The 25,330-nt window shown below is 63.7% G+C and carries 28 protein-coding genes and 1 tRNA gene; 11 read left to right on the top strand and 18 right to left on the bottom strand.

Translation table 11 applies throughout. The annotated features are described in order from the left end of the window. Positions 1-121: 121 nt before the first annotated feature. The 3 genes from leuD to GGD40_RS19395 are packed head-to-tail and all read right to left on the bottom strand — an operon-like array spanning position 122 to position 3,058. A complete protein-coding gene (gene leuD / locus GGD40_RS19405; RefSeq protein ID WP_179703668.1) occupies positions 122-748 on the bottom strand; it encodes a 3-isopropylmalate dehydratase small subunit in 627 nt (208 codons plus the stop codon). Next, positions 745-2,166 (bottom strand): 3-isopropylmalate dehydratase large subunit, encoded by a 1,422-nt coding sequence (gene leuC / locus GGD40_RS19400; RefSeq protein ID WP_179744583.1) that lies wholly within the window; start codon positions 2,164-2,166, stop codon positions 745-747. Before leuC ends, leuD begins: the two co-directional genes overlap by 4 nt. A gap of 13 nt (positions 2,167-2,179) precedes the next feature. Further along, on the bottom strand, positions 2,180-3,058 hold the full coding sequence (locus GGD40_RS19395) for an alpha/beta fold hydrolase (protein WP_179744582.1): 879 nt from the start codon (positions 3,056-3,058) through the stop codon (positions 2,180-2,182). A 94-nt stretch (positions 3,059-3,152) separates the two neighbouring features. Here GGD40_RS19395 and GGD40_RS19390 point away from each other — a divergent pair, with 94 nt between their 5' ends. Further along, the gene (locus tag GGD40_RS19390; RefSeq protein WP_179744581.1) at positions 3,153-4,055 is read left to right on the top strand and encodes a LysR family transcriptional regulator; all 903 of its coding nucleotides are present in this window, start codon (positions 3,153-3,155) and stop codon (positions 4,053-4,055) included. A gap of 37 nt (positions 4,056-4,092) precedes the next feature. Here the strand turns inward: GGD40_RS19390 and GGD40_RS19385 are convergent, their stop codons facing one another. The 5 genes from GGD40_RS19385 to GGD40_RS19365 all read right to left on the bottom strand — a co-directional run bounded on the left by GGD40_RS19385 (position 4,093) and on the right by GGD40_RS19365 (position 7,798). After that, positions 4,093-5,004, bottom strand: a complete 912-nt coding sequence (locus GGD40_RS19385; protein WP_179744580.1) for a LysR family transcriptional regulator — start codon at positions 5,002-5,004, stop codon at positions 4,093-4,095. 219 nt (positions 5,005-5,223) lie between these two features. Continuing rightward, positions 5,224-5,460 carry a tautomerase family protein gene (locus GGD40_RS19380; RefSeq protein WP_179703663.1) on the bottom strand — a complete coding sequence of 79 codons (237 nt, stop codon included), beginning with the start codon at positions 5,458-5,460 and terminating at the stop codon, positions 5,224-5,226. Between the two features lie 70 nt (positions 5,461-5,530). Beyond that, a complete protein-coding gene (locus tag GGD40_RS19375) occupies positions 5,531-6,241 on the bottom strand; it encodes an SDR family NAD(P)-dependent oxidoreductase (protein WP_035546868.1) in 711 nt (236 codons plus the stop codon). Positions 6,242-6,459: 218 nt separating this feature from the next. Further along, positions 6,460-6,864, bottom strand: a complete 405-nt coding sequence (locus tag GGD40_RS19370) for a hypothetical protein (RefSeq protein WP_179744579.1) — start codon at positions 6,862-6,864, stop codon at positions 6,460-6,462. A gap of 4 nt (positions 6,865-6,868) precedes the next feature. Continuing rightward, on the bottom strand, positions 6,869-7,798 hold the full coding sequence (locus GGD40_RS19365) for a LysR family transcriptional regulator (RefSeq protein ID WP_179703661.1): 930 nt from the start codon (positions 7,796-7,798) through the stop codon (positions 6,869-6,871). A 112-nt stretch (positions 7,799-7,910) separates the two neighbouring features. Here GGD40_RS19365 and GGD40_RS19360 point away from each other — a divergent pair, with 112 nt between their 5' ends. Continuing rightward, positions 7,911-8,390, top strand: coding sequence for a cupin domain-containing protein (locus GGD40_RS19360; RefSeq protein WP_179744578.1), 480 nt, complete (start codon positions 7,911-7,913; stop codon positions 8,388-8,390). Between the two features lie 62 nt (positions 8,391-8,452). On the opposite strand, the gene GGD40_RS19355 is transcribed toward GGD40_RS19360, so the two are convergent. Further along, positions 8,453-9,049 carry a TetR/AcrR family transcriptional regulator gene (locus GGD40_RS19355; RefSeq protein WP_257030436.1) on the bottom strand — a complete coding sequence of 199 codons (597 nt, stop codon included), beginning with the start codon at positions 9,047-9,049 and terminating at the stop codon, positions 8,453-8,455. 140 nt (positions 9,050-9,189) lie between these two features. Here GGD40_RS19355 and GGD40_RS19350 point away from each other — a divergent pair, with 140 nt between their 5' ends. Continuing rightward, positions 9,190-10,239 (top strand): saccharopine dehydrogenase family protein, encoded by a 1,050-nt coding sequence (locus GGD40_RS19350; protein ID WP_179744577.1) that lies wholly within the window; start codon positions 9,190-9,192, stop codon positions 10,237-10,239. Here GGD40_RS19350 and GGD40_RS19345 read toward each other — a convergent pair. Further along, entirely contained in the window at positions 10,236-11,213 is a 978-nt protein-coding gene (locus GGD40_RS19345) for a LysR family transcriptional regulator (RefSeq protein WP_179744576.1), read from the bottom strand. The two genes, GGD40_RS19350 and GGD40_RS19345, sit on opposite strands and share 4 nt — an antisense overlap. A 123-nt stretch (positions 11,214-11,336) precedes the next feature. On the opposite strand from GGD40_RS19345, the gene GGD40_RS19340 reads away from it, so the two are divergent. Beyond that, positions 11,337-12,194, top strand: a complete 858-nt coding sequence (locus GGD40_RS19340; protein ID WP_179744575.1) for an oxidoreductase — start codon at positions 11,337-11,339, stop codon at positions 12,192-12,194. 51 nt (positions 12,195-12,245) lie between these two features. On the opposite strand, the gene GGD40_RS19335 is transcribed toward GGD40_RS19340, so the two are convergent. From GGD40_RS19335 to GGD40_RS19325, 3 genes are all read right to left on the bottom strand, one after another. Further along, positions 12,246-13,016, bottom strand: a complete 771-nt coding sequence (locus GGD40_RS19335) for an SDR family oxidoreductase (RefSeq protein ID WP_179744574.1) — start codon at positions 13,014-13,016, stop codon at positions 12,246-12,248. A 64-nt stretch (positions 13,017-13,080) separates the two neighbouring features. Continuing rightward, entirely contained in the window at positions 13,081-13,935 is an 855-nt protein-coding gene (locus tag GGD40_RS19330) for an alpha/beta fold hydrolase (protein ID WP_179744573.1), read from the bottom strand. Between the two features lie 81 nt (positions 13,936-14,016). After that, positions 14,017-14,712: an alpha/beta fold hydrolase gene (locus GGD40_RS19325; protein WP_179744572.1), complete on the bottom strand. Its 696-nt coding sequence runs from the start codon at positions 14,710-14,712 to the stop codon at positions 14,017-14,019. A 148-nt stretch (positions 14,713-14,860) separates the two neighbouring features. Here GGD40_RS19325 and GGD40_RS19320 point away from each other — a divergent pair, with 148 nt between their 5' ends. The 3 genes from GGD40_RS19320 (at position 14,861) to GGD40_RS19310 (ending at position 16,357) form a co-directional block, all read left to right on the top strand. Further along, complete coding sequence (locus tag GGD40_RS19320; protein WP_179744571.1) at positions 14,861-15,493, top strand: CGNR zinc finger domain-containing protein; 633 nt, start codon at positions 14,861-14,863, stop codon at positions 15,491-15,493. 248 nt (positions 15,494-15,741) lie between these two features. Further along, the gene (locus GGD40_RS19315; protein ID WP_179703654.1) at positions 15,742-16,107 is read left to right on the top strand and encodes an RcnB family protein; all 366 of its coding nucleotides are present in this window, start codon (positions 15,742-15,744) and stop codon (positions 16,105-16,107) included. A 19-nt stretch (positions 16,108-16,126) separates the two neighbouring features. Further along, positions 16,127-16,357 carry a hypothetical protein gene (locus GGD40_RS19310; protein ID WP_179703653.1) on the top strand — a complete coding sequence of 77 codons (231 nt, stop codon included), beginning with the start codon at positions 16,127-16,129 and terminating at the stop codon, positions 16,355-16,357. 8 nt (positions 16,358-16,365) lie between these two features. Here GGD40_RS19310 and GGD40_RS19305 read toward each other — a convergent pair whose 3' ends face one another. Further along, positions 16,366-16,557 carry a hypothetical protein gene (locus GGD40_RS19305; protein ID WP_179703652.1) on the bottom strand — a complete coding sequence of 64 codons (192 nt, stop codon included), beginning with the start codon at positions 16,555-16,557 and terminating at the stop codon, positions 16,366-16,368. A 111-nt stretch (positions 16,558-16,668) separates the two neighbouring features. After that, positions 16,669-17,577, bottom strand: coding sequence for a LysR family transcriptional regulator (locus GGD40_RS19300; RefSeq protein ID WP_179703651.1), 909 nt, complete (start codon positions 17,575-17,577; stop codon positions 16,669-16,671). 191 nt (positions 17,578-17,768) lie between these two features. Here GGD40_RS19300 and GGD40_RS19295 point away from each other — a divergent pair, with 191 nt between their 5' ends. From GGD40_RS19295 to GGD40_RS19280, 4 genes are all read left to right on the top strand, one after another. Then, positions 17,769-19,889: a 3-hydroxyacyl-CoA dehydrogenase NAD-binding domain-containing protein gene (locus GGD40_RS19295; RefSeq protein WP_179744570.1), complete on the top strand. Its 2,121-nt coding sequence runs from the start codon at positions 17,769-17,771 to the stop codon at positions 19,887-19,889. 90 nt (positions 19,890-19,979) lie between these two features. Then, positions 19,980-21,188, top strand: coding sequence for an acyl-CoA dehydrogenase family protein (locus GGD40_RS19290; protein ID WP_179744569.1), 1,209 nt, complete (start codon positions 19,980-19,982; stop codon positions 21,186-21,188). 12 nt (positions 21,189-21,200) lie between these two features. Further along, positions 21,201-22,388 carry an acyl-CoA dehydrogenase family protein gene (locus GGD40_RS19285; protein WP_179744568.1) on the top strand — a complete coding sequence of 396 codons (1,188 nt, stop codon included), beginning with the start codon at positions 21,201-21,203 and terminating at the stop codon, positions 22,386-22,388. 225 nt (positions 22,389-22,613) lie between these two features. Further along, on the top strand, positions 22,614-24,194 hold the full coding sequence (locus tag GGD40_RS19280) for an aspartate:alanine exchanger family transporter (protein ID WP_179744567.1): 1,581 nt from the start codon (positions 22,614-22,616) through the stop codon (positions 24,192-24,194). 65 nt (positions 24,195-24,259) lie between these two features. Here GGD40_RS19280 and GGD40_RS19275 read toward each other — a convergent pair. The 3 genes from GGD40_RS19275 to GGD40_RS19265 all read right to left on the bottom strand — a co-directional run bounded on the left by GGD40_RS19275 (position 24,260) and on the right by GGD40_RS19265 (position 25,272). Continuing rightward, positions 24,260-24,336, bottom strand: a tRNA-Pro gene (locus tag GGD40_RS19275). A gap of 62 nt (positions 24,337-24,398) precedes the next feature. Next, on the bottom strand, positions 24,399-24,815 hold the full coding sequence (locus GGD40_RS19270; protein WP_179703646.1) for a MerR family transcriptional regulator: 417 nt from the start codon (positions 24,813-24,815) through the stop codon (positions 24,399-24,401). A 46-nt stretch (positions 24,816-24,861) separates the two neighbouring features. Further along, the gene (locus GGD40_RS19265; protein ID WP_035546911.1) at positions 24,862-25,272 is read right to left on the bottom strand and encodes an integration host factor subunit alpha; all 411 of its coding nucleotides are present in this window, start codon (positions 25,270-25,272) and stop codon (positions 24,862-24,864) included. Positions 25,273-25,330: the final 58 nt, after the last annotated feature.

The following is a 25,330-nucleotide window of genomic DNA, read 5'->3' as shown; positions in this document are numbered from 1 at the left end:
TTCGGGCAAATTTTTGGCAAAGCGCGTCCCTTCCCTTCTTGTGGGGAATCGGTCACGCGTTGCGGTTGAACGGCGGCGCAGTGCGGCGCGCCGCCTGGCTGGCTAGCTGACTAGCTAGCGGTTACAACACGGCGGCCCAAGGGTGCCGGGCGAAGTGATCCCGCTCGAATGCTTCGATGTCGGGCAGCGAAGCGAGCGTGAGGTCGATCGTGTCCATGCCTTCGATCACCATCTGTTTATGCCGCGCGCCGAGCGGGAACGGGAAGACGAGGCCGTCGACGGACGTCACGGTTTGTTGCTCGATGTCGATACGCAGTTGCGCGGCGGGATGGGCGATAGCGTCGCGCAGCAGCACGTCGATCTGCTCGCGTTCCAGTTGCACCAGCAACAAGCGGTTATTCATGGCGTTCGAATAGAAAATCTCCGCGAAGCTTGGCGCGACGATGGCGTCGAAACCGCCTTGCTGAAGTCCCCAGACCGCGTGTTCACGGCTCGACCCGCAACCGAAATTCGCGCCACCCAGCAGAATGCGCGCGCCGCGATACGCGGGTTGATTCAGCACGCAATCGTCGCGCAACGCGCCTTGCGCATCGAAACGCAGGTCGTACAGCAGACCCTCGCTGAGCCCGGCCTTGTCGATAATGCGCAGGAACTGCTTCGGCATGATCTGATCGGTGTCGAGGTTGTCGATCGGCAACGGCGCGGCCGTGCCGTGAATGTCGACGAGTCTCGTGGATCTTGCGCTCATGATTGCGTCTCCAGCGTGCGGACGTCGGTGATGCGTCCGGTCAATGCCGCCGCCGCGGCCATCGCGGGGCTCATCAGATGAGTCCGGCCGCCGCGTCCCTGGCGTCCTTCGAAATTGCGGTTGGTGGTGGACGCGCAGCGCTCGCCGGCCGTCAGAAAGTCGTCGTTCATCGCGAGACACATCGAACAACCCGGCTCGCGCCATTCGAAGCCCGCCTCGCGCAGCGTCGCGGCCACGCCTTCGGCTTCCGCCTGGCGGCGCACGCTGCCCGAGCCCGGCACGATCATCGCGCGTACGCCTTGCGCGACATGGCGGCCTGCCACGATCGACGCAACGATGCGCAGATCTTCGATACGTCCGTTGGTGCAGGAGCCGATAAACACGCGATCGATCGGCGTGCCGGCAATCGGCTGCCCGGCGTCGAGGCCGATATAGTCAAGCGCGCGTTGCAACGACGCGGAGGCTTCCGGCGTGGCCTGGGCGGCGGCCGACGGAATGTGCGCGTCGACCGCGATGGCCTGATCGGGACTCGTGCCCCACGTGACAAACGGCGCGATGTCGTGCGCGTCAAAACGATGTTCGATATCGAAACGCGCGTCGGGGTCCGATTTCAGTTCGCGCCAGTCGTTCAGCGCGGCGTTCCAGGCGGCGTCATCCAGCGACGTGGCATGCGCGCGGACATAGTCGAACGTCGTCGCATCCGGCGCGATCAGCGCGGCGCGCGCGCCGGCTTCGACGGTCATATTGCACACGGTCATGCGCGCCTCTGCCGACAGCGACGCGATCGTCGATCCGTCGAATTCCACCGCATAGCCGCGCGCGCCTTGCGCACCGATCCGGCTGATGATCCACAGAATCACGTCCTTCGACGAGGTGCCGTACGGCAACGCGCCGTCGATAGTGATACGCATGGTCTGCGCGACGCGGTACACCAACGTCTGCGTGGCGAGCACGTGCTCGACCTCCGACGTGCCGATGCCGAAGCCGAGCGCACCGAGCGCGCCATACGTGGTGGTGTGGCTGTCGCCGCACAACACGGCCATGCCGGGGCGAATCAGACCGCGCTCCGGTGCGACGATATGTTCGATGCCTTGCAGCGGGTCGTTGGCGTCGTGCAGTTGAATCCCGGCCGCCTGGCAATTGCGCGCCAGATTATTCGCCTGCAACAGCGAAGCGGCGTCGCGAATCACACGCGGCGATTCGGCGTGCGTCGGGATGATATGGCTGACCACTGCAAGCTGCTGCTTCGGACGACGCACACTGCGCGCTTTGTCCTTCAACGCGCTGAATGCCTGCGGGCTGGTGTATTCGTTCATCAGATGCAGATCGACATACAGCAGCACATTTTGCGCATCGATCCGTTTGACGACGTGCGAATCGACCAGCTTCTGATAAAGGGTAAGAGAGGGAGATGACATGATGGACACGCGCCTAAGCCTGCAAAAACGGAAGCACGCGTTCGAGCAGCAACTCGGGCGCTTCCTCGGGAATGTAATGACCGCACGGCAGCGCTTCGCCGCTCACCTGCACGGACCATTGCCGCCATTCGGCGAGCGGTGCGAAGCACTGTTCGATCACGCCTTGCGCGCCCCACAACGCGAGAAACGCGCAGTCGATCTTGCGCCCTTCGTCCAGCGAGGCCCGGTCGTGATCGAGGTCGATCGAGATACTCGCGCGATAGTCCTCGCAGATGCCGTGCGCGGTCGCGGGGTCGCTCAGACAACGCAGGTACTCCGCGTAGGCGTCTGGAGTGAACGGCGCGAGCCCGGCGCTGCGCGCGCCGATGGTCTGCTTCAGATACAGATCGGCATCCGCGCGAATCAGCGTCTCGGGAAACGGCGCGGGACGCACGAGAAAAAACCAGTGCCAGTAAGCGCGTGCGAAGGCGAACGAGGTTTGCTCGTACATCGCAAGCGTCGGCGCGACGTCGAGCGTCACCAGTTTCGTCACGGCTCGCGGATGATCGAGCGCCATGCGTGCGGCGACGCGTCCGCCGCGATCGTGACCGATCACGGCAAACTCGCTGAAGCCCTGCGCCTGCATCAACGCGACCTGATCCGCGGCCATGCGGCGTTTCGAATAGTTGCTGTGATCGTCTGCGCCCAGCGGTTTGCCGCTGTCGCCGTAACCGCGCAAATCCGCGGCGATCACCGTGAAGTGCCGCGCCAGCGTGGGCGCGACCTTGTGCCAGATCGCGTGGGTCTGCGGATGGCCATGCAGCAGCAGCAAAGCCGGCCCGTTGCCGCAGCGAATCGCGTTGATCCGAATCCCGTCGACCTCGGCCGACGCGTCTATGAAGTCTGCAAACATCGTTGCCTCCGGTGTGTGAATGCAGTCTAATTGATGCCTGCAGCGATGTGGTTTCTCCCCAGGCAATCCGGAATTAACTTTTAGGAACGAATCGATGGACGGCTTTTCCGACCTGAATCTGTTCGCGCTGGTGGCGCGCCACCGCAATCTGGCCGCCGCCGCGCGCGAACTTGGGGTGACGCCTCCGTCCATCAGCAAGCGCCTGGCGCAACTCGAACAGCGGCTTGGCGTGCGGCTGGTCAACCGCACCACGCGGCGCGTCAGTCTCACGGCGGAAGGCGAGATCTATCTGGCGAACGGCTCGCGGATCCTCGACGATCTCGCCGAACTCGAACAGTTGGTGACGCAGAGCCGCGCCGAACCGGCCGGTCTGTTGCGCGTGAACGCGTCGTTCGGTTTCGGCCGCGCGCATATTGCGCCGGCCATTTCGCGCTTCAGCGAGCGGTTTCCTTCGATGAAGATTCAACTGCATCTGACCGACCGGCCGCTGAGCTTGCAGGAGGAAGGCTTCGATCTCGGCATTCGTTTCGGCGACGTGCCCGACGCGCGTATCAATGCGCGTTTGCTGCTGAAGAACCAGCGTCTGGCGTGCGCGTCGCCGGCTTATCTGAAACGGCATGGCGCGCCGACAATGCCGCACGATCTCACGCGCCATGCGTGCCTCGTGTTACGCGAAAACGAATCGGCGTATGGCACGTGGCATTTTTCGCGCGGCAAGAAAGCGGAGACGGTGAAGGTGGACGGTCCGTTGAGCAGCAACGACGGCAGCGTCGTGTTGAAGTGGGCGCTCGACGGTCGCGGCATTACCGTGCGCTCGGCGTGGGAAATCGCCGGACACGTACGGCGTGGTGAGTTGGTGCCGGTGCTGGGCGACTGGACGCTGCCGAATGCGGACATCCACGCGATTTACCTGGAGCGGCACAGTTTGTCGGCCAAGCTCAGAACGTTTATCGACTTTCTCGGCGACGAGTTGCGCGAGAGCGTGAAGCCGATTTAGCGTAGCGGTCAAGACAGAGGGATGAACATCACGCCCGCTACGACCCAAGCTTTTCCATCAGAAAATCGACGAAGCTCCGCACGCGCGACGACAGATGCCGGGCATGCGGATAGAGCAGCACGAAGGGCCGCGAGCATCCGCCATGAGGCACGAGCAATTCTTTGAGCGTGCCATCGGCAATGTCTTTGTCGACGATGAAACGATAGGTCTGAAAAAGGCCCGCGCCGTGCCGCGCCAACGTCACACCGGCCAGCACGTCGCCCGACGACACGTTGCCGCCGCGCGTCATCATCTCGACCGCGTCGCCCGACTGTTTGAAGAGCCACGGAATGTTACGGCCGGTGCTCGGCAACGCGAACTGAATGCAGTCGTGCATGAGCAGATCGTCGGGCGTGTCGAGTTTGCCCGCGTTGCGCAGATACGCCGGCGACGCGACGACCACCAGTTCCGCGTCCTCGATCTTGCGCGCGATCAAACCGGAATCGCTCGGCGCACGCCCGCGAATCGCGAGATCGAAACCTTCGTCGGCGAAGTCGATGTTGCGGTTGCTGAGATGGGTTTCGACCGTGATGCCGGGATAGCGCGCGCGAAACTCCGCCAGTAACGGTAGCACCCGATAGTGGCCGTACGGGGTCGGCATGCTGATCCGCAGCACGCCGCTCGGCGCGGTTTGCTGGCCGGTGGCTTCGCGCTCGGCGTCGGCCAGTTGACCAAGCGCCTGACGGCACTGTTCGAAGTAGCGCCGGCCCGCATCCGTGAGCCGGATTTGCCGCGTGGTGCGCACGAACAGCCGCACACCGAGACGCGCCTCCAGACGCGCAACCGTGCGGCTCACCGCCGCCGGCGTCACGCCCGCGGCGGTCGCGGCCACCGTAAAGCTCTCCAGTTCGGCCGCGAGACAGAACAGTTCGATACTGCCCAGAAGGACATCTTCAAATTGACGCTGCATGGATTCTCGACGAGCTTCGGTGGCGGCTTTGTCGCCCAGCGGATGCGTCCGGGACGGCCGCAAGCTGAGCGCTAAACGCTGAACGCTGAAGGTTGCGTATCGCGGACAACCGGGGCCGCCTGCGGTGCGCAACAAGGATCCACACAGAATATCAGGACTATCGGGCAAACCGATTCGAAGCAGCGCGCGTCACTCGACGCAACGCGCGCTTTGCGGCGTTCAATCCGGCTTCAATGCCCGCTGTTTGCGGAACGCGTCGACCGGCATGCCGCCCCACCCCCAGTTCTCCAGGTTCACCTCTTCAATGACGACAAAGGTCGAGTCGAGCGGCTTGTTCAGCACGTCGAGCAGCACCTGGCTGACACCCGCGATGAGCCGGGCTTTTTCGTCGGCGGTGACGGAATCGTTGCCGGGTTTGGACCCCTCGCGGGTCACCTGGATCGTGACGATGGGCATGTCGTGCTCCGTAGTGATGCGTTGCTTTGGTTGAGTCGAAGGGCGCCACTCGCGGCGCCTCTGGGGTCAATCAGTGGCCGGCGCTTTGGCCGCCGTCCACGTGCAGGATTTCGCCCGTCACGAACGGCGCGGCGTCCAGATACAGCACAGCGTTCACGATATCGCTCATTTCACCCATGTGGCCCATCGGATGCAATGCGCCGAGCGCCGCGTGCGTTTGCTCGGCGTGCATCGGTGATTTGATGATGCCCGGCGAGACCGCGTTGGCGCGGATACCCCGTTTCGCGTACTCGATGGCGAGCGACTTGGTCGCCGCGTTCAGGCCGCCTTTGGTCAGCGACGCCAGCACCGACGGCACGCCGTCGATCGCATGGTCGACCAGACTGGTGGTGATCGTAACCACGTGGCCGCTCGCGTGCTTTTCCATCTCGGCGATCGCCAGTTGCGTGATGTGGAAGAAACCGGACACGTTGACGCCGATGGCGGCCGCATAGTCTTCCGCGGAATACTGCGTGAACGGCTTGGCGATGAAGATGCCGGCGTTGTTGACCAGCGTGTCGACGCGGCCAAAGCGCTCGACCGCTGCGGCGATTACGCGCTGCGCGGTGGCCGGATCGGCGATATCGCCGGCGACGGTCAGCACATTGGGATCGTCCGACGGGCTGACCGAGCGCGCGGTAGCGACGACCCGGTAATCCAGCTTGCGGAACGCCTTGACGATTTCCGCGCCAATGCCTTGGGATGCGCCGGTGACGACGACGACTTTTTGTGACGTGCTCATGATGAACCTCTGGGTGACATGTTTGAGATCAGATGCTGATCGGGCCACGGGCTCCGATGGGTATGAAATCTAGGCGCATTGGCGCCGATCTCGAATACCCACCGTGGACAAACAGTCGTGCGTGCGAGGTACAAATGAAGCGTGGTGCGGGTTTGAGGGGAGAAATGACGTGGCGCGGCGCAACGCGGCGGTTTGAATGCTGCATCGCGTCACGTCATTTACTGCTCACATTTCACGTCTTGCCTGCGCACCTGGATGATGACGGGATAGGTGCCGTGCTCGAGTTCCACCCGCGCGACCACGGCCATTGTCGTCTCGTCGATGTCGTCATAGACGCTGACCTCTTCGCGCCGAAGGTTGGTGACGCCGGTGCAGCCGGAGGCGCGGCCTTCGTCGGAGACCTTGCATTGGATCGGGTTATCGGCGATGTAGCGGTATTTGTCGCGATCAGGCGTGGCCAGATATTCGCGGAAGCTTTGTGCCGCGCCGCCGACCCCGGTGACGTAGCCGATCGCGCATTGCAGTTTGGGCGTGCTGGCGCTGGTCGAGGTTTGGGCTTGTGCGCCCACACAGGCGGCGGCCGCGACGAGCGCCGCGAGAGTCAATGCGATAGAGGATTTCATGGCGTCATTCATGTGGGTCGGATCGAAGTAGCGGATTGTAGCTGGCACCCGGCCGCCCATTCATCAACGCGTCGATCAATGCATCGACGCGCACGGGCCGCGTTCGCGAGCCCGGCACGATCACGTTGACCGGCAACGGTGCGGGACGGCATTGAGGCAACAACTCGTCCAACGCCCCGCTATCGAGGTGCCGGCGCGCCATGAACTCCGGCACCTGAACCAGCCCGGCGCCCTGCACCGCCGCGCCGATCAACGCCTCGCCGTGACTGATCCGAAACCGCGATTTCGGCGCGATCGCGACAGCATTCCCCTTCTCGACGAATTCGAGCGGCCGCTCCCGCCCGGTCGTCGGCATTCTGAAAGCGACAACCCCATGTTGCGCGAGGTCGGCGACCGCGCGGATCTTCGGATGAGCGGCGAGATACGCTGGGCTTGCGCACAACACCAGCGGTTGAGAATCGAATTGGCGGGCAATCAGGCTCGAATCGGTCAACGCGCCAAAACGAATCACCGCGTCCAGTCCCTCGCCAACCAGATTGACCTGCTCGTCCGACAGCCGCAGATCGAATTCGAGCGCGGGATAGCGCCGCTGCAAAGCGGTCAGCACCGGCAACACGACCTGGGTGCCGTAGCCGATCGGCGCGCCGATGCACAGCGTGCCGGCCGGCTCACCGGCGTCGGAAACGCTGCGCAGATCCAGCGCGTCGATCTCGTCGAGCAGCCGCGAACACTTGGCAAAAAGCGTCTGACCTTCCTCGGTCAGATGCACGGAACGCGTCGTGCGATGAAACAGCCGCACGCCGAGCTCCTGTTCGAGCCGTGCAATGCTTTTCGCCACCGACGAAGGTGCGAGGCTCAGCTCTCGCGCGGCACGCGCAAAGCTGCCATGCCTCGCGACGGCGGCAAAATTGAGGAACTGACTGAGGTTTTTCATCGAGGCTATTCCCGACAATCTGTCATCAATGAAACGGCAGTGGGGAGATCAAACGACAGTGCGTATGCGGGTAGATTGAGCATTGACCAACTCGCCCCCCAAGGAACCCACCATGTCTTTCCAGAACATCAAACCGGTCGACTACGATTTCGGCGGCTCGCACGCGCGGCTGCTCGTTTCCGGCAAGCAATCCGCCGGATCGTACTGCATGATCGAAATCTTTTCTCCGGCGGGCCGGGCCACGCCGACGCACCGGCATCAGCACGAGGACGAGACGATCCATATGCTGGAAGGCGAACTCGACGTCAACATCGAAGGCACGACGCACACGTTCCGCGCGGGTGAGACGCTGTATCTGCAACGCGGCACCGCGCATCAACTGATTAACCGCTCGGACGCGACGGCACGCTATCTGGTCATCTGCGCGCCGGCCGGCTTCGACGAATTCGTCGAGATCTGCGCCGACGTGCTGGCCGCGCCCTACGAGACCGCGCCGCCGAGCGACGCCTCGAAACAGAAAATGCGCGACGCGGCGCCGCGCTTCGGTATTACGTTGCTTCCGCCGCAGAACGTGGCGTTCACTCCGGCGTAACCGACGACGGGGACGTGCCGGGCGATCCCGCGCCCGCTCGCGCGCTCGCCCGGTAACGAGATTCACTTCTTCGTTTTCTTCGGAATCAGCAGCTTCGCCAGTGCCTGCAGAAACACCACGGGCCCTTCCCCATGCAGCGCCCGCCCGCTGCTCAACGCACCGTCGATGATCGTGCCCATCCGTAAGGCGAACGTCTGCGGCTCGTCGATGCGCATGGCGCGCGCCAGCTCCGCGAGCCGATGCCGCAACTCCCGCTTATGCGCAACCGCCACCTTGCGCGCCGGGTGGCTGTCGTCCGCATATTCGGCGGCAATGTTGATCTGCGGGCAGCCGCGATAGCCCGGCCGCGCAATGCGCTCGCCGATCCATTGCAATTGGGCGTCCAGTTCTTCGCGCGGCGCGCCTTTGTGCTGCGCCGCAACCGCGTCCCAGTGCTGCCAGAAATCTTTATCTTCAAGCAGCAGGAAGGCTTCGATCAGATCGTCTTTGGTCCCGAAGTGACGATACAAACTGGTCTTGGCAACCCCCGCGCGCGCCACGATCAGATCGACGCCCACCGCACGCGTGCCTTCCTGATAGAACAGTTCGCTAGCGGTCCGCAGAATGCGTTCGCGCGTATCGGGAACGGGTTCGCTCGCCTGCCCTCGCTTCTTCATCATGTTCAACCCCAACGATTTCCATTGCCGTCACATTGAAATCGATCATAGCACTCTGTGTTTGACGACGCTACAGATCTGTACTATAAAACATACCGGTCTGTAGCGTTCCGAAAACAACCTGAACCAGGAGAGTGAGACACATGAACGATCGAATCACAGTTGCGGTGTACGGCGCCTCGGGTCACACAGGGCGCTTCGTCGTGGCGGAGTTGCAGCGGCGCGGGCTCGGTGTGGTCCGCATAGGACGGGACGCCGCGCGTCTGCAGGAAAGCCCGGCAGACGCAACGGCGCCGTGGCGCGTGGCCGAGGTCGGCAGCGCGAACCAACTCGACGCGGCGCTGCGCGGTACGCACGCCGTGATCAACTGCGCCGGACCGTTTCTCGATACGGCGCTGCCGATCGTGGATGCCGCCTTGCGCGCGCGGATTCCCTATCTCGACGTCACGGCGGAACAACCGTCGCTTCAGGCCTTGATCGATCAGCGCGACACGAGCGCCCGCGAGGCCGGCGTGACGCTGATCCCCGCCGCCGCGTTCTACGGCGGGCTGGCCGATCTGCTGGTCACCTCGGTGGCGGACACCGGGCAAGCGCTCGATCGCGTGGACGTCGCCATTGGCCTCGACAGTTGGCACCCGACACGCGGAACACGTCTAACCGGTGCGCGCAATCACGCGACACGGATGATCCAGCGCGACGGCCGGCTGGCGCCGTTGCCGCAGCCCGCGCCCGAAAGCCTGTGGGCATTCCCGGCCCCGCTCGGCAATGCGGAGGTGGTGATGCTGCCGTTCACGGAGGTGCTCGCGGTGTCGCGTCATCTGCGGGTCGGGACGATGGACTCGTGGCTCGCGTCGGCCGCGCTGCGCGACATTCGCGATCCGGCTACGCCGCCGCCTCAACCCAACGACGCGCAAGGACGCTCAGCCCAACAGTTCATCGTCGACATAGTCATCGCGCAGAACGGAGCGACGCGGCGCGCGACCGCGACCGGACGCGACATCTATGCCGTGACCGCGCCGATCGTCGTCGAGGCGACTGAGCGGCTGGTTCGCGGCAAGTCCACGAGCCAAGGCGGTGTGGTCAGTCTCGGCGAGATTTTCGACGCGAGGGATTTTCTCGCCGCGCTCGATACGATGAGCGTTTCTTACGACGTCACGGGCGCCCCGCTGCTCGCGCGCACGCCATCGCACTAGCCATGTCCGCGCGCGCTCGCCGGCCGCCCCCGCTGCGGTGAGCGAGCGGCGCGCAACTCGGCCGCATCGAGAAAAAAATCGCGGTTATCGGCCATGCGTTCGATCATGAAGTCGATGAAGGTCCGCACACGCAACGGCTGCTCGGTGCGATGTCCGTAGTAGATATACAGCGCGCCGTACTCGGTGACATGTTGCGTCAGCAACGGCACGAGCCGGCCGCTGCGAATGTGCACCGCCGCGTTGAAGCTGCCCAGTTGCCCAACCCCCAGGCCCGACAGCACCGCCTGCGTTTCCATCTGCGTATCGTTCACGCAGATGGCCGGCGGCACGTCGCGATAGACGATCTCATCGCCGATCTGAAACTGCCATTGCGCGAGCTTGCCGGTGTTGGCGCGCCGATAGCCGGTGCAACGATGCTGAGCCAGTTCGTCGATGCTGCGCGGCGCGCCGTTGCGCTCGATGTAAGCCGGCGACGCGCACACGACCAGTTGGATCGGCACAAGCCGGCGCGCGATCGAGCCGCCCGCCGGCGGCGGGCCGCCGCGAAAACCCACATCGGCGCGTTCGGTCACGAGATCGGTGAAGTGGTCGTCGAACTGGACTTCCAGCCGCACGTGCGGATAAAGCCGCTGGAATTCCTCGAAGTGCGACCACAGCACCGGCATGCCGAACGCTCGCGGCGCGCTCACGCGCAGCAGGCCGTCCACCTCTTCTTTCGACCGCCGCGCGTCGCCGAGCGCCGACGACAGGATCGACAGCGCCGGTTGCACACTGTCGAACAGCCGCTGCCCCTCCTCCGTCAGGCTCAGCTTGCGGGTGGTGCGGTGAAAGAGCCGTACGCCCAGTTCCTTCTCCAGTTGCATCACCGCCTGGCTCGCGGCCTGCGGCGAGATGCCCTGATCGACAGCTGCGCGCCGCAAGCTGCCGAGCGCCGCGGCTCGCACGAACGTGGTGATCGCTCGAATTTCGTTCATGGCGTGCGCTCCCGATTCGCAAGTAAGAGTTGATTATGAGTCTAGCAATTGACGGCTAGTTAGTGTCAGTCCGCGCTTTTACCATGGCATCACTTCAACTCGACGACACGCAGGAGAAACATCATGGCTGACACGCAACGCGGCGTTTTCAAGCGGGTATGGTTGATCACCGGCGCAGCGCGCGGCATCGGCGCGCTAATTGCCGAGGCGGCACTCGCGGACGGTAACGCGGTGGTCGCCGCCGGGCGCAACGTTTCGGCCATCGTCGAACGGTTGGGCGACACGCCGGCGCTGTTGCCGGTCGCGCTCGACGTCACCGACGAGGCGCAAGCCAAAGCCGCCGTGCAAGCCGCAGTGGAAAAATTCGGCCGCGTCGACGTGCTGGTCAACAACGCCGGCTTCGGTCTGCTAGGCGCAGTGGAAGAATCCGCCGACAAAGACATCCGCCGCATGTACGACACGAACGTCTTCGGTTTGCTGAACGTCACGCGCGCCGTGCTGCCGGTCATGCGCGCGCAGCGTGCGGGACACGTGATCAATATTTCGTCGATCGGCGGCTATCGGGCCGCGGCGGGATTCGGCGTGTACTCGTCGACCAAGTTCGCCGTCGAAGGCATTACCGAAGCCATGCATGCCGAGCTGAAGCCGCTCGGCATTCACGCGACGGTCGTCGAGCCGGGTTATTTCCGCACGGACTTTCTGGATGCGTCGTCGCTGGTCGTGGCGCCGCAAGTGATTGACGACTACGACGAAACCTCGGGCGCGGTCCGCCGCCGGGCAACGCAAATGAATCACAACCAACCCGGCGACCCGAAGAAACTGGCCGCCGCGATGGTTGCGCTAGTCGATGCCGACACACCGCCGCTGCGCCTGCCGCTCGGCAACGACACGCTTGCCGCGATCGCCGCAAAAAACGCCTACGTGGCGCAGGAAATGGACGCGTGGAAAACACTGTCGGCCTCGACCGATTTCGCGGATTGACGAATCGCTGCCCCACGTAGGCCGGTCAAGTCCGCATGAGCCTGCTCGGGCTCACACGGATTTGACCTCGCCGCCGTCCATTCTCAAGGCCGATCCCGTCATCCAGCGCGCCGCCGGCGACACGATGAAGGCCATCAACTCGGCGATCTCCTCCGGCGTGCCATAGCGTGAAATGCCCGCTTCGACGGGAAACTTCGCTGTGGCCTCTTCGACCGTCATGTTGTGCAGCGGCGCCCAGTGCTCCAGATACGATTGCCGCCGCCCGGTCATCACGGCTCCGGGCAACACGCTGTTCACTTGCACGCCGTCGGCGATGCCGCGATCCGAAAAGGCCTTGGCGAGCGCCACGATCGCGGCGTTGATGGTGCCGACTGCGGCGTACGGCGCTTTCGGAAACAGCGCCGAATTGCCCGACATGAACACGACCGAACCCGACGACGCCTTCAACGAAGGCCACGCCGCGACCGTCAGACGTCGCGCGCCGTGCAGTTTCAACGCGAGGCCGCTATCCCACTGCTCGTCGGTCATGTCGAGCACGTCGATCTGGGGCACCGCGCCCGCGATATTGAGCAACGCGTCGATGCGACCGAACCTGGCGAGCGTCTGATCGACCACGTTCCGCGCGGCGTCGGGCACGGACAGATCGAGGTCGATCACCAGCGCGTCGGCGCCCGCGTGCTTTACCTCGACAGCGGTTTCTTCAAGCTTCTCGCGATTGCGCGCCACCAGCACGATCGACGGAAAATCCCGCGCCAACCTGATCGCGGTCGACCGGCCGATCCCCTGGCTCGCGCCGGTCACAATAGCTACGTTCGTGGACATGTCATGGCTCCTTTCGTTTGCCGAAGCGAACGTTGTCAATCTTCAAACAATTGCGCTGCACGACTCAGCGGATCAGAAAATCGTTAATGGCAGCGGCAATTTCCGAAGCATGCGTTTCGAGCGCGAAATGGCCGGTATCGAAGAAGCGCACGACCGCTTGCGGTATGTCACGCTTGAAGGCTTCGGCGCCGGGCGGCAGAAAGAACGGATCGTGCTTGCCCCACACGGCCAGGAACGGCGGTTGATGCGTGCGGAAATAGTGCTGGAACGCGGGATACAACGCGACGTTGTTTCGATAGTCGCCAAACAGGTCGAGCTGGATTTCATCGGCGCCGGGGCGGTTCAGATAGAACGCGTCGAGCGTATAGCCGTCGGGCGACACGGTCGTCGTATCGGGTACGCCGTGTGTGTATTGCCAGATAGTCGTCTCGAGCGTCAGCATCGCGCGCAGCGCTTCGCGGTTGGCGGGCGATGCATCCTGCCAATAGGCGCGAATCGGATTCCACCCATCGCTGAGGCCTTCTTCGTACGCGTTGCCGTTCTGCGAAATGATCGCCGTGATTCGCTCGGGATGCTTGAGCGCGAGCCGGAAGCCGGTCGGTGCGCCGTAGTCGAATACGTAGACGGCGTAGCGATCGAAACCGATCACTTCGGTGAAGCGGTCGATCACGTTGGCGAGGTTATCGAACGTGTACGCGAACGTGTCGCGACTCGGCATATCCGACTGCCCAAAACCGGGCAGGTCCGGCGCGACGATATGGAAACGGTCGGCCAGCTTCGGAAGCAGATCGCGGAACATGTGGCTCGAACTCGGGAAGCCATGCAACAGCAGCAGCTTCGGCGCGCCCGGCCGACCGGCCTCGCGGTAGAACACGTTGAAACCGTCGACGTCTGCGGTGCGATAGGAAATGGCGGACATGGTTTTCACCTGTGAAAAAGAGAAGGGTTTGGCGGTCGGCAACGGTTAGCGACCGTCTGCACAAGAAGACTTCGACAACGTTTAACGAACGGCCGACGCCTCGACCGCTTCGACGATGACCTTGGTCACGACGTCCGGCGCGGTGACGATCGGCGTGTGATCGACCTGATACGAACGCACGTTCGCGTTCATGCGACGCGCCATGCCATGCTGCGTGTCGGGGTTGATCATCCGATCCTGCTCCGCGACCAGAAACCAGCTGGGCAGATCTTTCCAAAGCGGCCGGGCGACCGCCTCGCCGATGCACGCCGCCGCGATGGGACGCTGCACCGCGGCAAGCGTCGTCAGTTCGTGCGGCGCGGCATGCTGGGCAAACGCCGCGGCGAATGCGTCGTGCGGCAGCCAGATCAACCCGTGCCGATCCGGCGCCAACTGCGGCGCCTGCGGATGCGCAGTGCCGCGATAGAACACGTCGGCCACTGTTTCGCCTTCGTCGGGCGCGAGCGCGGCGACGTAGACCAACGCCTCGATCGTAGCCGAGCGCGCCGAGCCGATCACAGCACCGGCATACGCATGACCTGCGAGCACCACCGGACCTTCAATCCGTTCGAGCGTCCGTTCGAGCGCGGCCACGTCGTCGGCTAACGACGTCAACGGCAGCGGCGCCGCGACCGCTTCGATGTGGTGTGCGGCGAGACGCTCGATCACCTTGCTCCAGCTCGAACCGTCAGCCCATGCGCCGTGCACGAGCACCGCGGTCACGTTACGAGGATTCATTTCTGCGCTCCTTTGATGGAAAGGGACATCGATTTACTTGTAACCTCTAAATTCATGTTTTATAGGTTACTCACGCTACATGTAACTTGTCAAGACGATTTTTAGTGGTTACGATGAGCGCATTACTCTTTCGTATTTGTCAGAAGACATGGACTACCGTGAGATTCCCGCGATCTTCGTGGCCGACGCGGCCGGCCTCGATTTCCTGAACTCCATCGCCACGCCGGTGGATGAGCCCGTCGACTGGATCAGCGACGGCGCTGGCCTGCTGGCCTGGTCGGAACAGGCCGGCCTCGTGCCGCGCGCCGCATTGGCGGACATTCGCACGCAGTCAACGGCCGCCGAACTCGACCGTGTCGCCGAGCAGGCGCGCGAACTGCGCGAGTGGTTCAGGGGATTTGTGCAGAAGCGCAAGGGTCGCGCGTTGAGCGCCAAAAATCTGCGCGAACTGGAGCCGCTCAACCGGCTGCTGGCGCGCGACGAACAGCATCGCGAGATCGTCGCCGGTGCGTCGGATGCGGCGACGGTTTTCGAGCTGAGCCACCAGCGGCGCTGGCGCTCCGCCGAATCGTTGCTGATGCCGATCGCCGAGGCCATGGCAAAACTGGTCTGCGACGAAGACTTCACGTACGTGAAAGCGTGTGAGGGACCGAAATGCACGCTGTTGTTCGCCGATCACACGCGAGGGCACGCGCGGCGCTGGTGCAGCATGGCGCTTTGCGGTAACCGCGCGAAGGTGGCCGCTCATCGCAAGCGGATCAAGGAGCAAGAGGCCGGCTGAAGTTGCAGGGACGCTGAGCGCTCGCGTCGCGCTTACGTTTCAACCTTCCGCTTCACGTTGAAGCGCGAGCGCGCGCGGCCTCACCAGCCGCCGCGCATCGCGCGCGAATCACACGGCATCGATCCCCCACGATTTTGGCAAAGCCGCCTTGTTTGTGCGATTATTTGCCGGCGCTGGCCTTCTGGGCGAATCAGCCTGGGCCACGTCGAACAGCCGATAGTTCGTGACACTCTCTTCGAGGCGTAGCCATGAAACCAGTCATCGCGCAGCTTGTCATCGTTTCCTTGCTCGGCACATCGGTTGCCGCGCTAGCGCAACAACCCCATCACGACGATCAACACGGCGGGCCGCCACCTCACAGCATGCGAGGACACGGCGCGCCACACGAAGCCGATATCGGCCGTCAGGGCGGCCCGATTCCGCACAGCGATTGGCATAAAGGCGAGCGGCTTCCGGCCGAGTATCGCGATCGCAGTTACGTGGTCGACAATTGGCGCGAACACGGGCTGCATTCACCGCCGCGCGGTTATCAATGGGTTGGCGTGAATGGGGATTACGTGCTCGCCGCCGTTGCTAGCGGCGTCATTGCCGACGTGCTGCTGTCCGGCCACTAAGCAGCCGGCACGGTAGACCATGCTGCTCTATCTCTTTCGTGGTCCCGGGCGCGTGTTCGGATTTACCGCCGATGCGAACGGCGCGAACCTGCCGGCAAAGTTTGCGCCGTGGGCGCCGTTTAAATCGGTAGAACTGAGCCGGGACCATGCAACGCCGGGCGTCGATTCAGCGGCGTGTCTCGACGATATCGCGCAGCATGGGTTTCATATTACCGACGCGCATGTCCGGATCACCGACCAGTTCACCTGATACGGCGTTCACACGCGCTTGTTGTTGCGCTGCGCGCGGCTTGTGCGCCAGCGGAACAGCAAGCCCATGAGTCCCGCGAACGCGGCCGTGCCTGCATAACCGGCGAAACGAATCGCGTCTTCGCTGGGCAAGCGGAACATCAGTAGCGCCATCAACGCGAGTGCGGCCACCACGGCCAGAAGTCGGACGATCCATTTCATCTGACACCTCCGCGTCCCAATGGTTGTGAAGTCAAGCGTCGCCTCACACCAAGCATACCCGCGCACGCCGCAAAAACAATTTGCGGCTTTCCCGATCCGGGACTTACCCGATCACGCGCCCGTCCCTCTGCCGCTGCCTTGCGCCTGCTGCAAAATAAACTCGATGAACGTCGCCGCCGCGCGCGTGTGATGCCGGTTCGGCATATAGAGCATGTACATATGCGTGCCGAAGATGCTCAGGCGCCATTCGTCGAGCGCGGTCACTACCGCGCCGCGTTTCAGATCGTCCTGCACCACGTAGTCGGGTACGAGCCCGACACCCAACCCCGCGAGCACCGCGTCGCGCAGAAACAGAAAGTTCTCGGAGATGAGCGTCGGCTCGAGCAGCACTTCGTGCCGCTCATCGCGCCAGTAAGCGGCCACGCGCAACTGCCTGCCGACCACCGCCGACGTGATCAACGGCGCGGTGCGCAGATCGTCGAGCCTCACCGGCATGCCGCGGCTTTCGGCGAATGCGGGCGACGCGCACGCGACATAGCGCACCGGCCCCATGTCGCGCGCGACCAGGTTTTGCGGCGGCTCGGACATGACCCGCACGGCGATATCCACTTCGTCGCGCATCAGGTCTTCGACACGGTTTTCGAACATCACGTCCAGCACGATGCCCGGATAGAGCCGCTTGAACGCGATCAGCCAGTCGGACATGACCAGTTGCCCGTAGCCGCTCGGCACGCTCAGCCGCACCCGCCCTTGCAGGCTTTGGCCGAGCGTGGCGACCGATTCGCGGGCGGCCAGCAGCGCGTTCTGGATCGCGCGGCCGTGTTCGTAGAGTTGCAGGCCGATTTCGGTCGGCTCGACCCGCCGCGTGGTGCGCCTGACCAGTTGCAGACCGATCGAACGCTCCAGCTGGTTCAGGTGGTAGCTCACGTTCGCGCGGCTCATTTTCAGCCGGCGCGCGGCCTCGCTCAGGTTGCCCGCGTCGAGAATGTCCACCAGCAAGGTCAGCGAATTGACGTCCACGGCGGCACCTTTGTCAAAATAATTTTGACAGTCTGTCAACCGTCCATGTGATTGTCAATAAACCTTGACCGCCGCACAATCGGAGAATTCGCCAGACGCGGTCCGCCCGCGCGCGCCGCCGAGCGCGGGCGCGGTGTCGGGCATCGCTAGAAGCCGCCAGCAGTCACAGATAACCGTTCAGGAGACACCCCATGACCTTCACCCCTTCGACCGATGTCGTCACGCACGCCGTACGCGGCAAGGTGCTGCTCGTAACCATCGACCATGCGCCGGTCAATGCCCTCTCCGCCGACGTGCGGCGCGGCCTCGCCAACGCGATCGACGCCGCCGACGCCGATCCGGCCGTCGAGGCGGTGCTGATCGTCGGCGCGGGTCGCAACTTCATCGCCGGTGCGGACATTCGCGAGTTCGGCAAGCCGCCGGTGCCGCCATCGCTGCCGGACGTGTGCAACCGCATCGAAGCGTGCACGAAGCCGGTGGTGGCCGCGATTCACGGCGCGGCGCTTGGTGGCGGCCTGGAAGTGGCGCTCGCCGCGCATTACCGGATCGCGGTCGACGGCGCGAAGCTCGGCCTGCCCGAAGTGCAACTCGGCCTGCTGCCGGGCGCAGGCGGCACGCAGCGCACACCGCGTCTGATCGGCGCGGCCGCCGCGCTCGATCTGATTCTCAGCGGCCGTCATGCGAGCGCGCAGGAAGCGCTGGCGCTGGGGCTGGTCGACCGCGTCGGCAGCAGTGACGATCTGCTGGCCGAAGCCCTCGCTTACACGCAGGAGTTGCTGGCCACCCACGCGCCGGTGCGCCGCACGCGCGACGCCACGGCACTCGCCGATCGCGCCACGAGTCTCGCCGCCGTTGCCGCTGCGCGCGCCGACACCGCGAAGAAATCGCGCGGTCTGTTCTCGCCGCTCAAGATCGTCGACGCGGTCGAAGCCGCCATCGAACAGCCCTTCGACGAAGGCCTTCGGATCGAACGCAAGCTGTTCCTCGAATGCATCGACAGTCCGCAACGTGCCGGTTTGATCCACGCGTTCTTTGCCGAACGTGAAGTGCTCAAGGCGCCCGAAACGCGCTCCGCCAAACCGCGCGTGCTGGACGCAATCGGCGTGGTCGGCGGCGGCACGATGGGCGCGGGCATCGCCGTCGCGGTGCTCGACGCGGGCTTGCCGGTGACGATGATCGAACGCGACGACGAATCGCTCGCGCGCGGCCGTGCGCACATCGAAAAGGTCTACGACGGCCTGATCGCGAAAGGCCGCCTGAGCGCGGAGAAAAAAGCCGCCGTGATGGCGCGCTGGAGCGGCAGCACTTCGTACGACGCGCTGGCCAACGCCGACCTCGTGATCGAAGCCGTATTCGAAGATCTGGCCGTGAAAAAAGCCGTGTTCGCCGAACTCGATCGCGTCTGCAAAAAAGGCGCGGTGCTCGCGACCAACACGTCGTATCTCGACATCGACGCGATCGCGTCGAGCATCTCGCGTCCCGCCGACGTGATCGGCCTGCACTTCTTCTCGCCGGCCAACATCATGAAGCTGCTGGAAGTGGTGGTGCCGAAACAGGTCAGCGCCGACGTGGTCGCCACCGCATTCGAGCTCGCGAAGAAACTGCGCAAGACGCCGGTGCGCGCGGGCGTGTGCGACGGCTTTATCGGCAACCGCGTGCTCGCCGTGTATCGCAGCGCCGCTGACGCGATGATGGAAGACGGCGCGTCGCCGTATCAGATCGACGCCGCCGTGCGCGCCTTCGGCTTTGCGATGGGACCGTTTCAGGTGGTCGATCTGGCGGGCGGCGACATCGGCTGGGCTACGCGCAAACGGCGCGCGGCGACCCGCAATCCCGCCGCTCGATATGTGCAGATCAGCGACCGCCTGTGCGAACGCGGCTGGTTCGGCCAGAAGACCGGCCGCGGCTTCTATCGGTATGCCGAAGGTTCGCGCAGCGGCGCGCCCGACCCCGAAGTTCAAGCGATCATCGACGCCGAACGCGAGCGCGCCGGCATCACGCCGCGCACTTTCACCGACGAAGAAATCGTGCGCCGCTACATGGCCGCGATGATCAACGAAGGCGCGAACGTCGTGCATGAAGGCATCGCGCTGCGGCCATTGGATGTCGACGTGACCTTCCTGTACGGCTATGGTTTTCCGCGCTATCGCGGCGGTCCGATGAAATACGCCGACATGGTAGGGCTGCCGACGATTCTCGCCGACATTCGCGAGTTCGCCAAAGAAGACCCGCTGTTCTGGCAAGCGTCGCCGCTGCTGGTCGATCTGGTCGAACGCGGCGCCGACTTCGCGAGTCTGAACCAGACGGTCTGAAGCCGCCGCTTTTTTTGCTCCTGTTATGCAGCACGGCCGGTGGCGCGCAACAGCGCCCCGCTCCGCTCACTTTCCACGGAACACTCCGCTATGGATCTGAACTTCACCCCTGAAGAAGAAGCCTTCCGCGCCGACGTGCAGACGTTCCTGCGCGATAAGCTGCCGCAGCGTCTCGCCGACAAGGTCCACGGCGGCCGTCGTCTGACGCGCGACGACATGGCCCAATGGCACGCGATTCTCAACACGCAAGGCTGGCTCGCGAATCACTGGCCGAAGGAGTACGGCGGTCCCGGCTGGAGCGCAGCGCAGAAATTCATCTTCGAAAACGAATGCGCGTTGGCCGGCGCGCCGCGCGTCGTACCGTTCGGCGTCAACATGCTCGGGCCGGTGCTGATCAAGTACGGCAGCGACGCGCAGAAACACCATTGGCTGCCGCGCATTCTCGACGGCTCGGACTGGTGGTGCCAGGGCTATTCGGAACCGGGCGCTGGCTCCGATCTCGCGGCGGTCAACACGCGCGCGGTACGCGGCATCGACGCGCAAGGCGAGCACTACCTCGTCAACGGCCAGAAAACGTGGACCACGCTCGGCCACTTCGCGAACATGATCTTCTGCCTCGTGCGCACCGACACCGACGCGCGCAAGCAGGCCGGCATCAGCTTCCTGCTGATCGATATGAACACGCCGGGTATCGAAGTGCGTCCGATCATCACGCTCGACGGCGAGCACGAAGTCAACGAAGTGTTTTTCACCGACGTGCGCGTGCCGGCCGAAAACCTCGTCGGCGAAGAAAACAAGGGCTGGACCTACGCGAAGTATCTGCTCACGTATGAGCGCACCAATATCGCGGGCGTCGGCTTCTCGGTGGCCGCCTTCAACCGGCTGCGCAAGATCGCCGCGAAGCAGCAGCGCAACGGCCGGCCGCTCGCCGACGATCCGTCGTTCGCGGCGCGCATGGCACGCGTCGAGATCGATCTGGAGAACATGAAGACCACCAACCTGCGCGTGATCGCGGCGGTGGCGGGCGGCGGCGTGCCGGGCGCGGAAAGCTCGATGCTGAAGATTCGCGGCACCGAGATCCGTCAGGAAATCTCGTCGCTGACGCGTCGCGCGATGGGACCGTATGCGCAGCCGTTCGTCGAGGAAGCCTTGCACGATGGTTTCGACGGCGTGCCGGTCGGCCCCGCCGAAGCGGCGAGCGCCGCGTCGCTGTATTTCAACAATCGCAAGCTGTCGATCTTCGGCGGCTCGAACGAAATCCAGAAGAACATCATTTCCAAAATGATCCTGGGACTGTAAGGGGCGCACGTCATGAACTTCCAGCACACCGAAGACCGCCGCATGCTGGCGGACTCGCTGAATCGATTCGTCAGCGAGCAATACGGCTTCGACACGCGTGACCGGATCGCGCGCTCGGCGCAAGGTTTCAGCAGCGAATTGTGGGGACGCTTTGCCGAACTCGGCGTGATCGGCGCGTTGTTCGACGAAGCGAACGGCGGGTTTGGCGGCGGCGGGTTCGACATGGCTGTCGTGTTCGAATGCCTCGGGCGTGGGCTCGTGGTCGAGCCGTTTCTCGATACGTTGATGGTTGGGCAAGCGTTGGCGCGCAGCGGGAATGACACGCAGCGGGCGTTGCTTGAAGGGTTGATCGATGGCTCGCGGATCGTTGCGCTCGCACACGGTGAGCCGGATGGGCACTATGAGTTGGCACGGGTGGGCACGCGGGCGCAGCGCGAGGGGGCTGCTGATAGCGATGGCAATGGCGATGGCAATGCTGATGTTGATGCTGATGGCGGCTCGTGGCAGTTGAACGGCTCGAAGGCGGTGGTTCAACACGGCGAGCATGCCGGGCTATTTCTAGTCTCGGCCCGCACGCATGGCGCCGACGACTCGGAAGAAGGCATCAGCCTCTTTCTCGTGCCGCGCGACACGGCCGGCGTCAGCGTGCGCGGCTATCGCAAGATCGACGGCGGCCGCGCAGCCGAAGTGACGTTCGACCGCGTCATGCTCGACGCCGACGCGCTACTCGGCACGGCAGGCGTTGGCTTCGCGACACTCGAATACGCAGTCGGCTGTGGCGTGCTCGCGCTGTGTGCTGAAGCCGTCGGCGCAATGGACGTCGCGAAAGACCACACGCTCGAGTATCTACGCACACGCAAACAGTTCGGCGTGCCGATCGGCAGCTTCCAGGCCTTGCAGCATCGCATGGCGGATCTGCTGCTTGAAATCGAGCAGGCGCGCTCGGCGGTGATCAATGCAGCGGCCGCGCTGGGTGCGCAGCGCACGACGCGCGAACGGGCGTTGTCGGCGGCTAAATACAGCATTGGCAGAATCGGGGCGATGGTTGCCGAAGAATGTATTCAGTTGCATGGCGGCATCGGCATGACGTGGGAACTGCCGCTCGCTCACTACGCGAAACGCCTCGTGATGATCGATCACCAACTCGGCGACGAGGATCATCATCTCGAACGGTTTATCGCGCTCGGACGGGGGTCTTAGTAAGTCGGCGTTCGTTGCGGGTGGCGGTGGCGGTGGCGATGGCGTGGTGTTGCGCAATCCGGTAGATACTGGCGAACTGCCGGAACCTGCGGGGTCCGGTAGGAGGTGGTACGTTCCACTTGCCGCGAATCGCGCGATACGTATTTCGCATAGGCCTCACCATTCAGGATCGCCGCCGCACAATCCGCTGAACCCGCAGAAGCCTCAACCCCGATCGGAGCCGACATGGATGCCCTGAAGACGCTTCTCGAGCAGCAGCCGTTGATGACGTTGTTCCTCACCATCGCGGCAGGCTATTTCGTCGGCGAGATCAACGTCAAAGGGTTTTCGCTCGGCGTCGGCGCGGTGCTGTTCGTCGCGCTGGCGGCTGGCTGGTTCGCGCCGAAAGCCGCGCCCGCGCCGATGATCGGCACGCTCGGCCTCTCGCTCTTTCTCTACACGGTCGGCGTTCAGTACGGCAAGCAGTTCTTCCTCGGCTTGACCAGCGCCGCGGGCCGGCGCGCGAATCTGCTCGCGCTCGTGGGGGTGTTGTGCGCGGGCGCGGTAAGCATCGCGACTCAGAAAATCATGCAGCTCGATCCGGGCTATGCGCTCGGTCTGTTCTCAGGTTCCGGCACGAGCACGGCCGCGTTGCAAGCGGCGATCGCCGTGCTCGGCAACGACAACGCGGCGGTCGGCTATTCAGTTTCCTACCCGTTCGGCGTGGCCGGTCCGATTCTGCTGCTCTACCTGGCGTTCGCGATCCTGTCGCCGAAGATCGACACCGCCTCGGGCGCGGGCCTGGATATTCTCGAAATCGCGCTGCGCAATCCGGACTTCCGCGGCAAGACATTGAGCGAAGCACTCGCCGCGTTGCCCGCCGACGTGCAGATCGTCGCCGTGCGCAGCGCGCATCACAATGCGCCCGCATCGCCCGAACTCGTGCTCGCCGAAAACGACGTGGTGCTAGCCGTGAGCCCGAATCAGGACGCGCTCGCCGAAGCCCGCACGCGTCTGGGCGAAGCGGCGCCCGGCCGGGTGCTGCGCGATCGCGGCGATCTGGATTATCTACGGGTGTTTGCGTCGCGCGCGAACGTGGTGGGCCGCCCGCTCGGCGAGCTCGCGTTGCCCGACGGCTCGATCGTGGCGCACGTACGGCGCGGCGACGCCGACATCCTGCCGCGCCCCGAACTCATGCTGGAATACGGCGATCGCGTCGGCCTGCTGACGAAACGCGCGATGTTCCCCACGCTGCGGACGTTCTTCGGCGACTCGATCAAAGGCACCGCTGAATTCAGCTACATCTCGGTCGGTCTGGGGATGGCGCTCGGCTTTCTGGCCGGTGCGCTGCAGATTCCGCTGCCGGGCTTCGGCAAGCTGGCGCTGGGTTTATGCGGCGTGTTGATCGTGGCGCTCGTGCTCGGCAAATTGCGGCGCAGCGGCAGCATCAACTGGACCATGCCGTTGCCCGCAAATCTCGTGATGCGCAATCTCGGGCTGACGATTTTTCTTGCACAAGTGGGCATGGCGTCGGGGCCGAAATTCGCCGCAACGGTCTCGCAAACGGGGCTGCTGATGCTTGGCTTGGGCGCGCTCGTGCTGCTCGCGTTGGCCGTGCCGATTCTGATTCTCGGGCTGCTGGTTTATCGGCTGCCGTATGACGAGGTCGCGGGCATTGTCGCCGGGGCGTGCGGCAATCCGGCGATTCTCGCGTTCGCCAATAAGCTCACGCCCACGGATCGGCCCGATATCGGCTACGCGATGATCTTCCCCGCGATGACGATCGTGAAGATCCTGTTTGTGGATATCGTGCCGAAGTTGATGTGACTCGAAAACTCAGCGCAGAAATAGAAAAGGTCTTACAAGCGATGCTTGTAAGACCTTGATTTCTTTGGTCGGGGCGAGAGGATTTGAACCTCCGACCACACGCCCCCCAGGCGTGTGCGCTACCAGGCTGCGCTACGCCCCGAACAGTTGAAAATTATAACAGACACTTCTTTCGATTAGAACCGCCCGCACTAACAAAGTGAACTAGCGGCCCAGCAGATCGATCACGTGCAGTAACTCCTTGCGCAACTGCTCGACATCCACTGCAGCGGCAGGCGCCGCCGGCGCTTGCGCGGCCGCGACGCTCGCACCTTCGTCAAGGTCCTCAGCCGGCGCACCGTGCGCCCCACCGCCATGTGAATCGAGACGATTGCGCGCACCGTTGATCGTGAAGCCCTGCTCATAGAGCAACTCACGAATCCGTCTGATCAACAGCACCTCGTGATGCTGATAGTACCGACGATTACCGCGTCGCTTGACCGGCCGCAACTGCGTGAACTCCTGCTCCCAGTAACGCAACACATGGGGCTTCACGCCGCATAGTTCGCTGACCTCACCAATCGTGAAGTAGCGCTTCGCCGGAATCGGAGGCAAGACGACTTTTTCGATCGTCGCTGTCATCGTCAGTTAGCCGTCGTGGTGGGTTGCGCAGGAATGCGCCAGTCGATCAGCGCGCGAAGCTCGCTTCAGCGCCGTTCTCAACCAGTGCCTTCAGCTTTTGACTCGCATGGAACGTCACAACCCGGCGCGCGGCGATCGGAATCGCCTCGCCGGTCTTCGGATTTCTGCCGGGACGCTGGGGTTTGTCGCGCAACTGGAAGTTGCCGAAGCCCGACAACTTCACGCTGTCGCCACTCTCCAGCGCGTCGCGGATCACCTCGAAGAACGCTTCGACCATGTCTTTCGCTTCCCGCTTGTTGAGCCCGACATTGTCGAACAGCAACTCGGCAAGTTCAGCTTTGGTGAGCGTCGGCGTTTCAGCAGAAACGACGGCGGGTGATGTCGGAATATCGCGAATCATGGCGCTGCGTTGCGCCGTAAGAAGGGCTTCGAAATCACTCGAGTTCATTTCATTCATATCTATCAAATGGCGCGCCAAGCAAAAAACAAAGGATGCGGAAACAGCCGTGCAATTG

The sequence above is a fragment of the Paraburkholderia bryophila genome (assembly GCF_013409255.1).
GTDB lineage: Bacteria > Pseudomonadota > Gammaproteobacteria > Burkholderiales > Burkholderiaceae > Paraburkholderia.
Note: the sequence above shows the minus strand (reverse complement) of the source record. Positions and strands in the feature narration are given on the sequence as shown.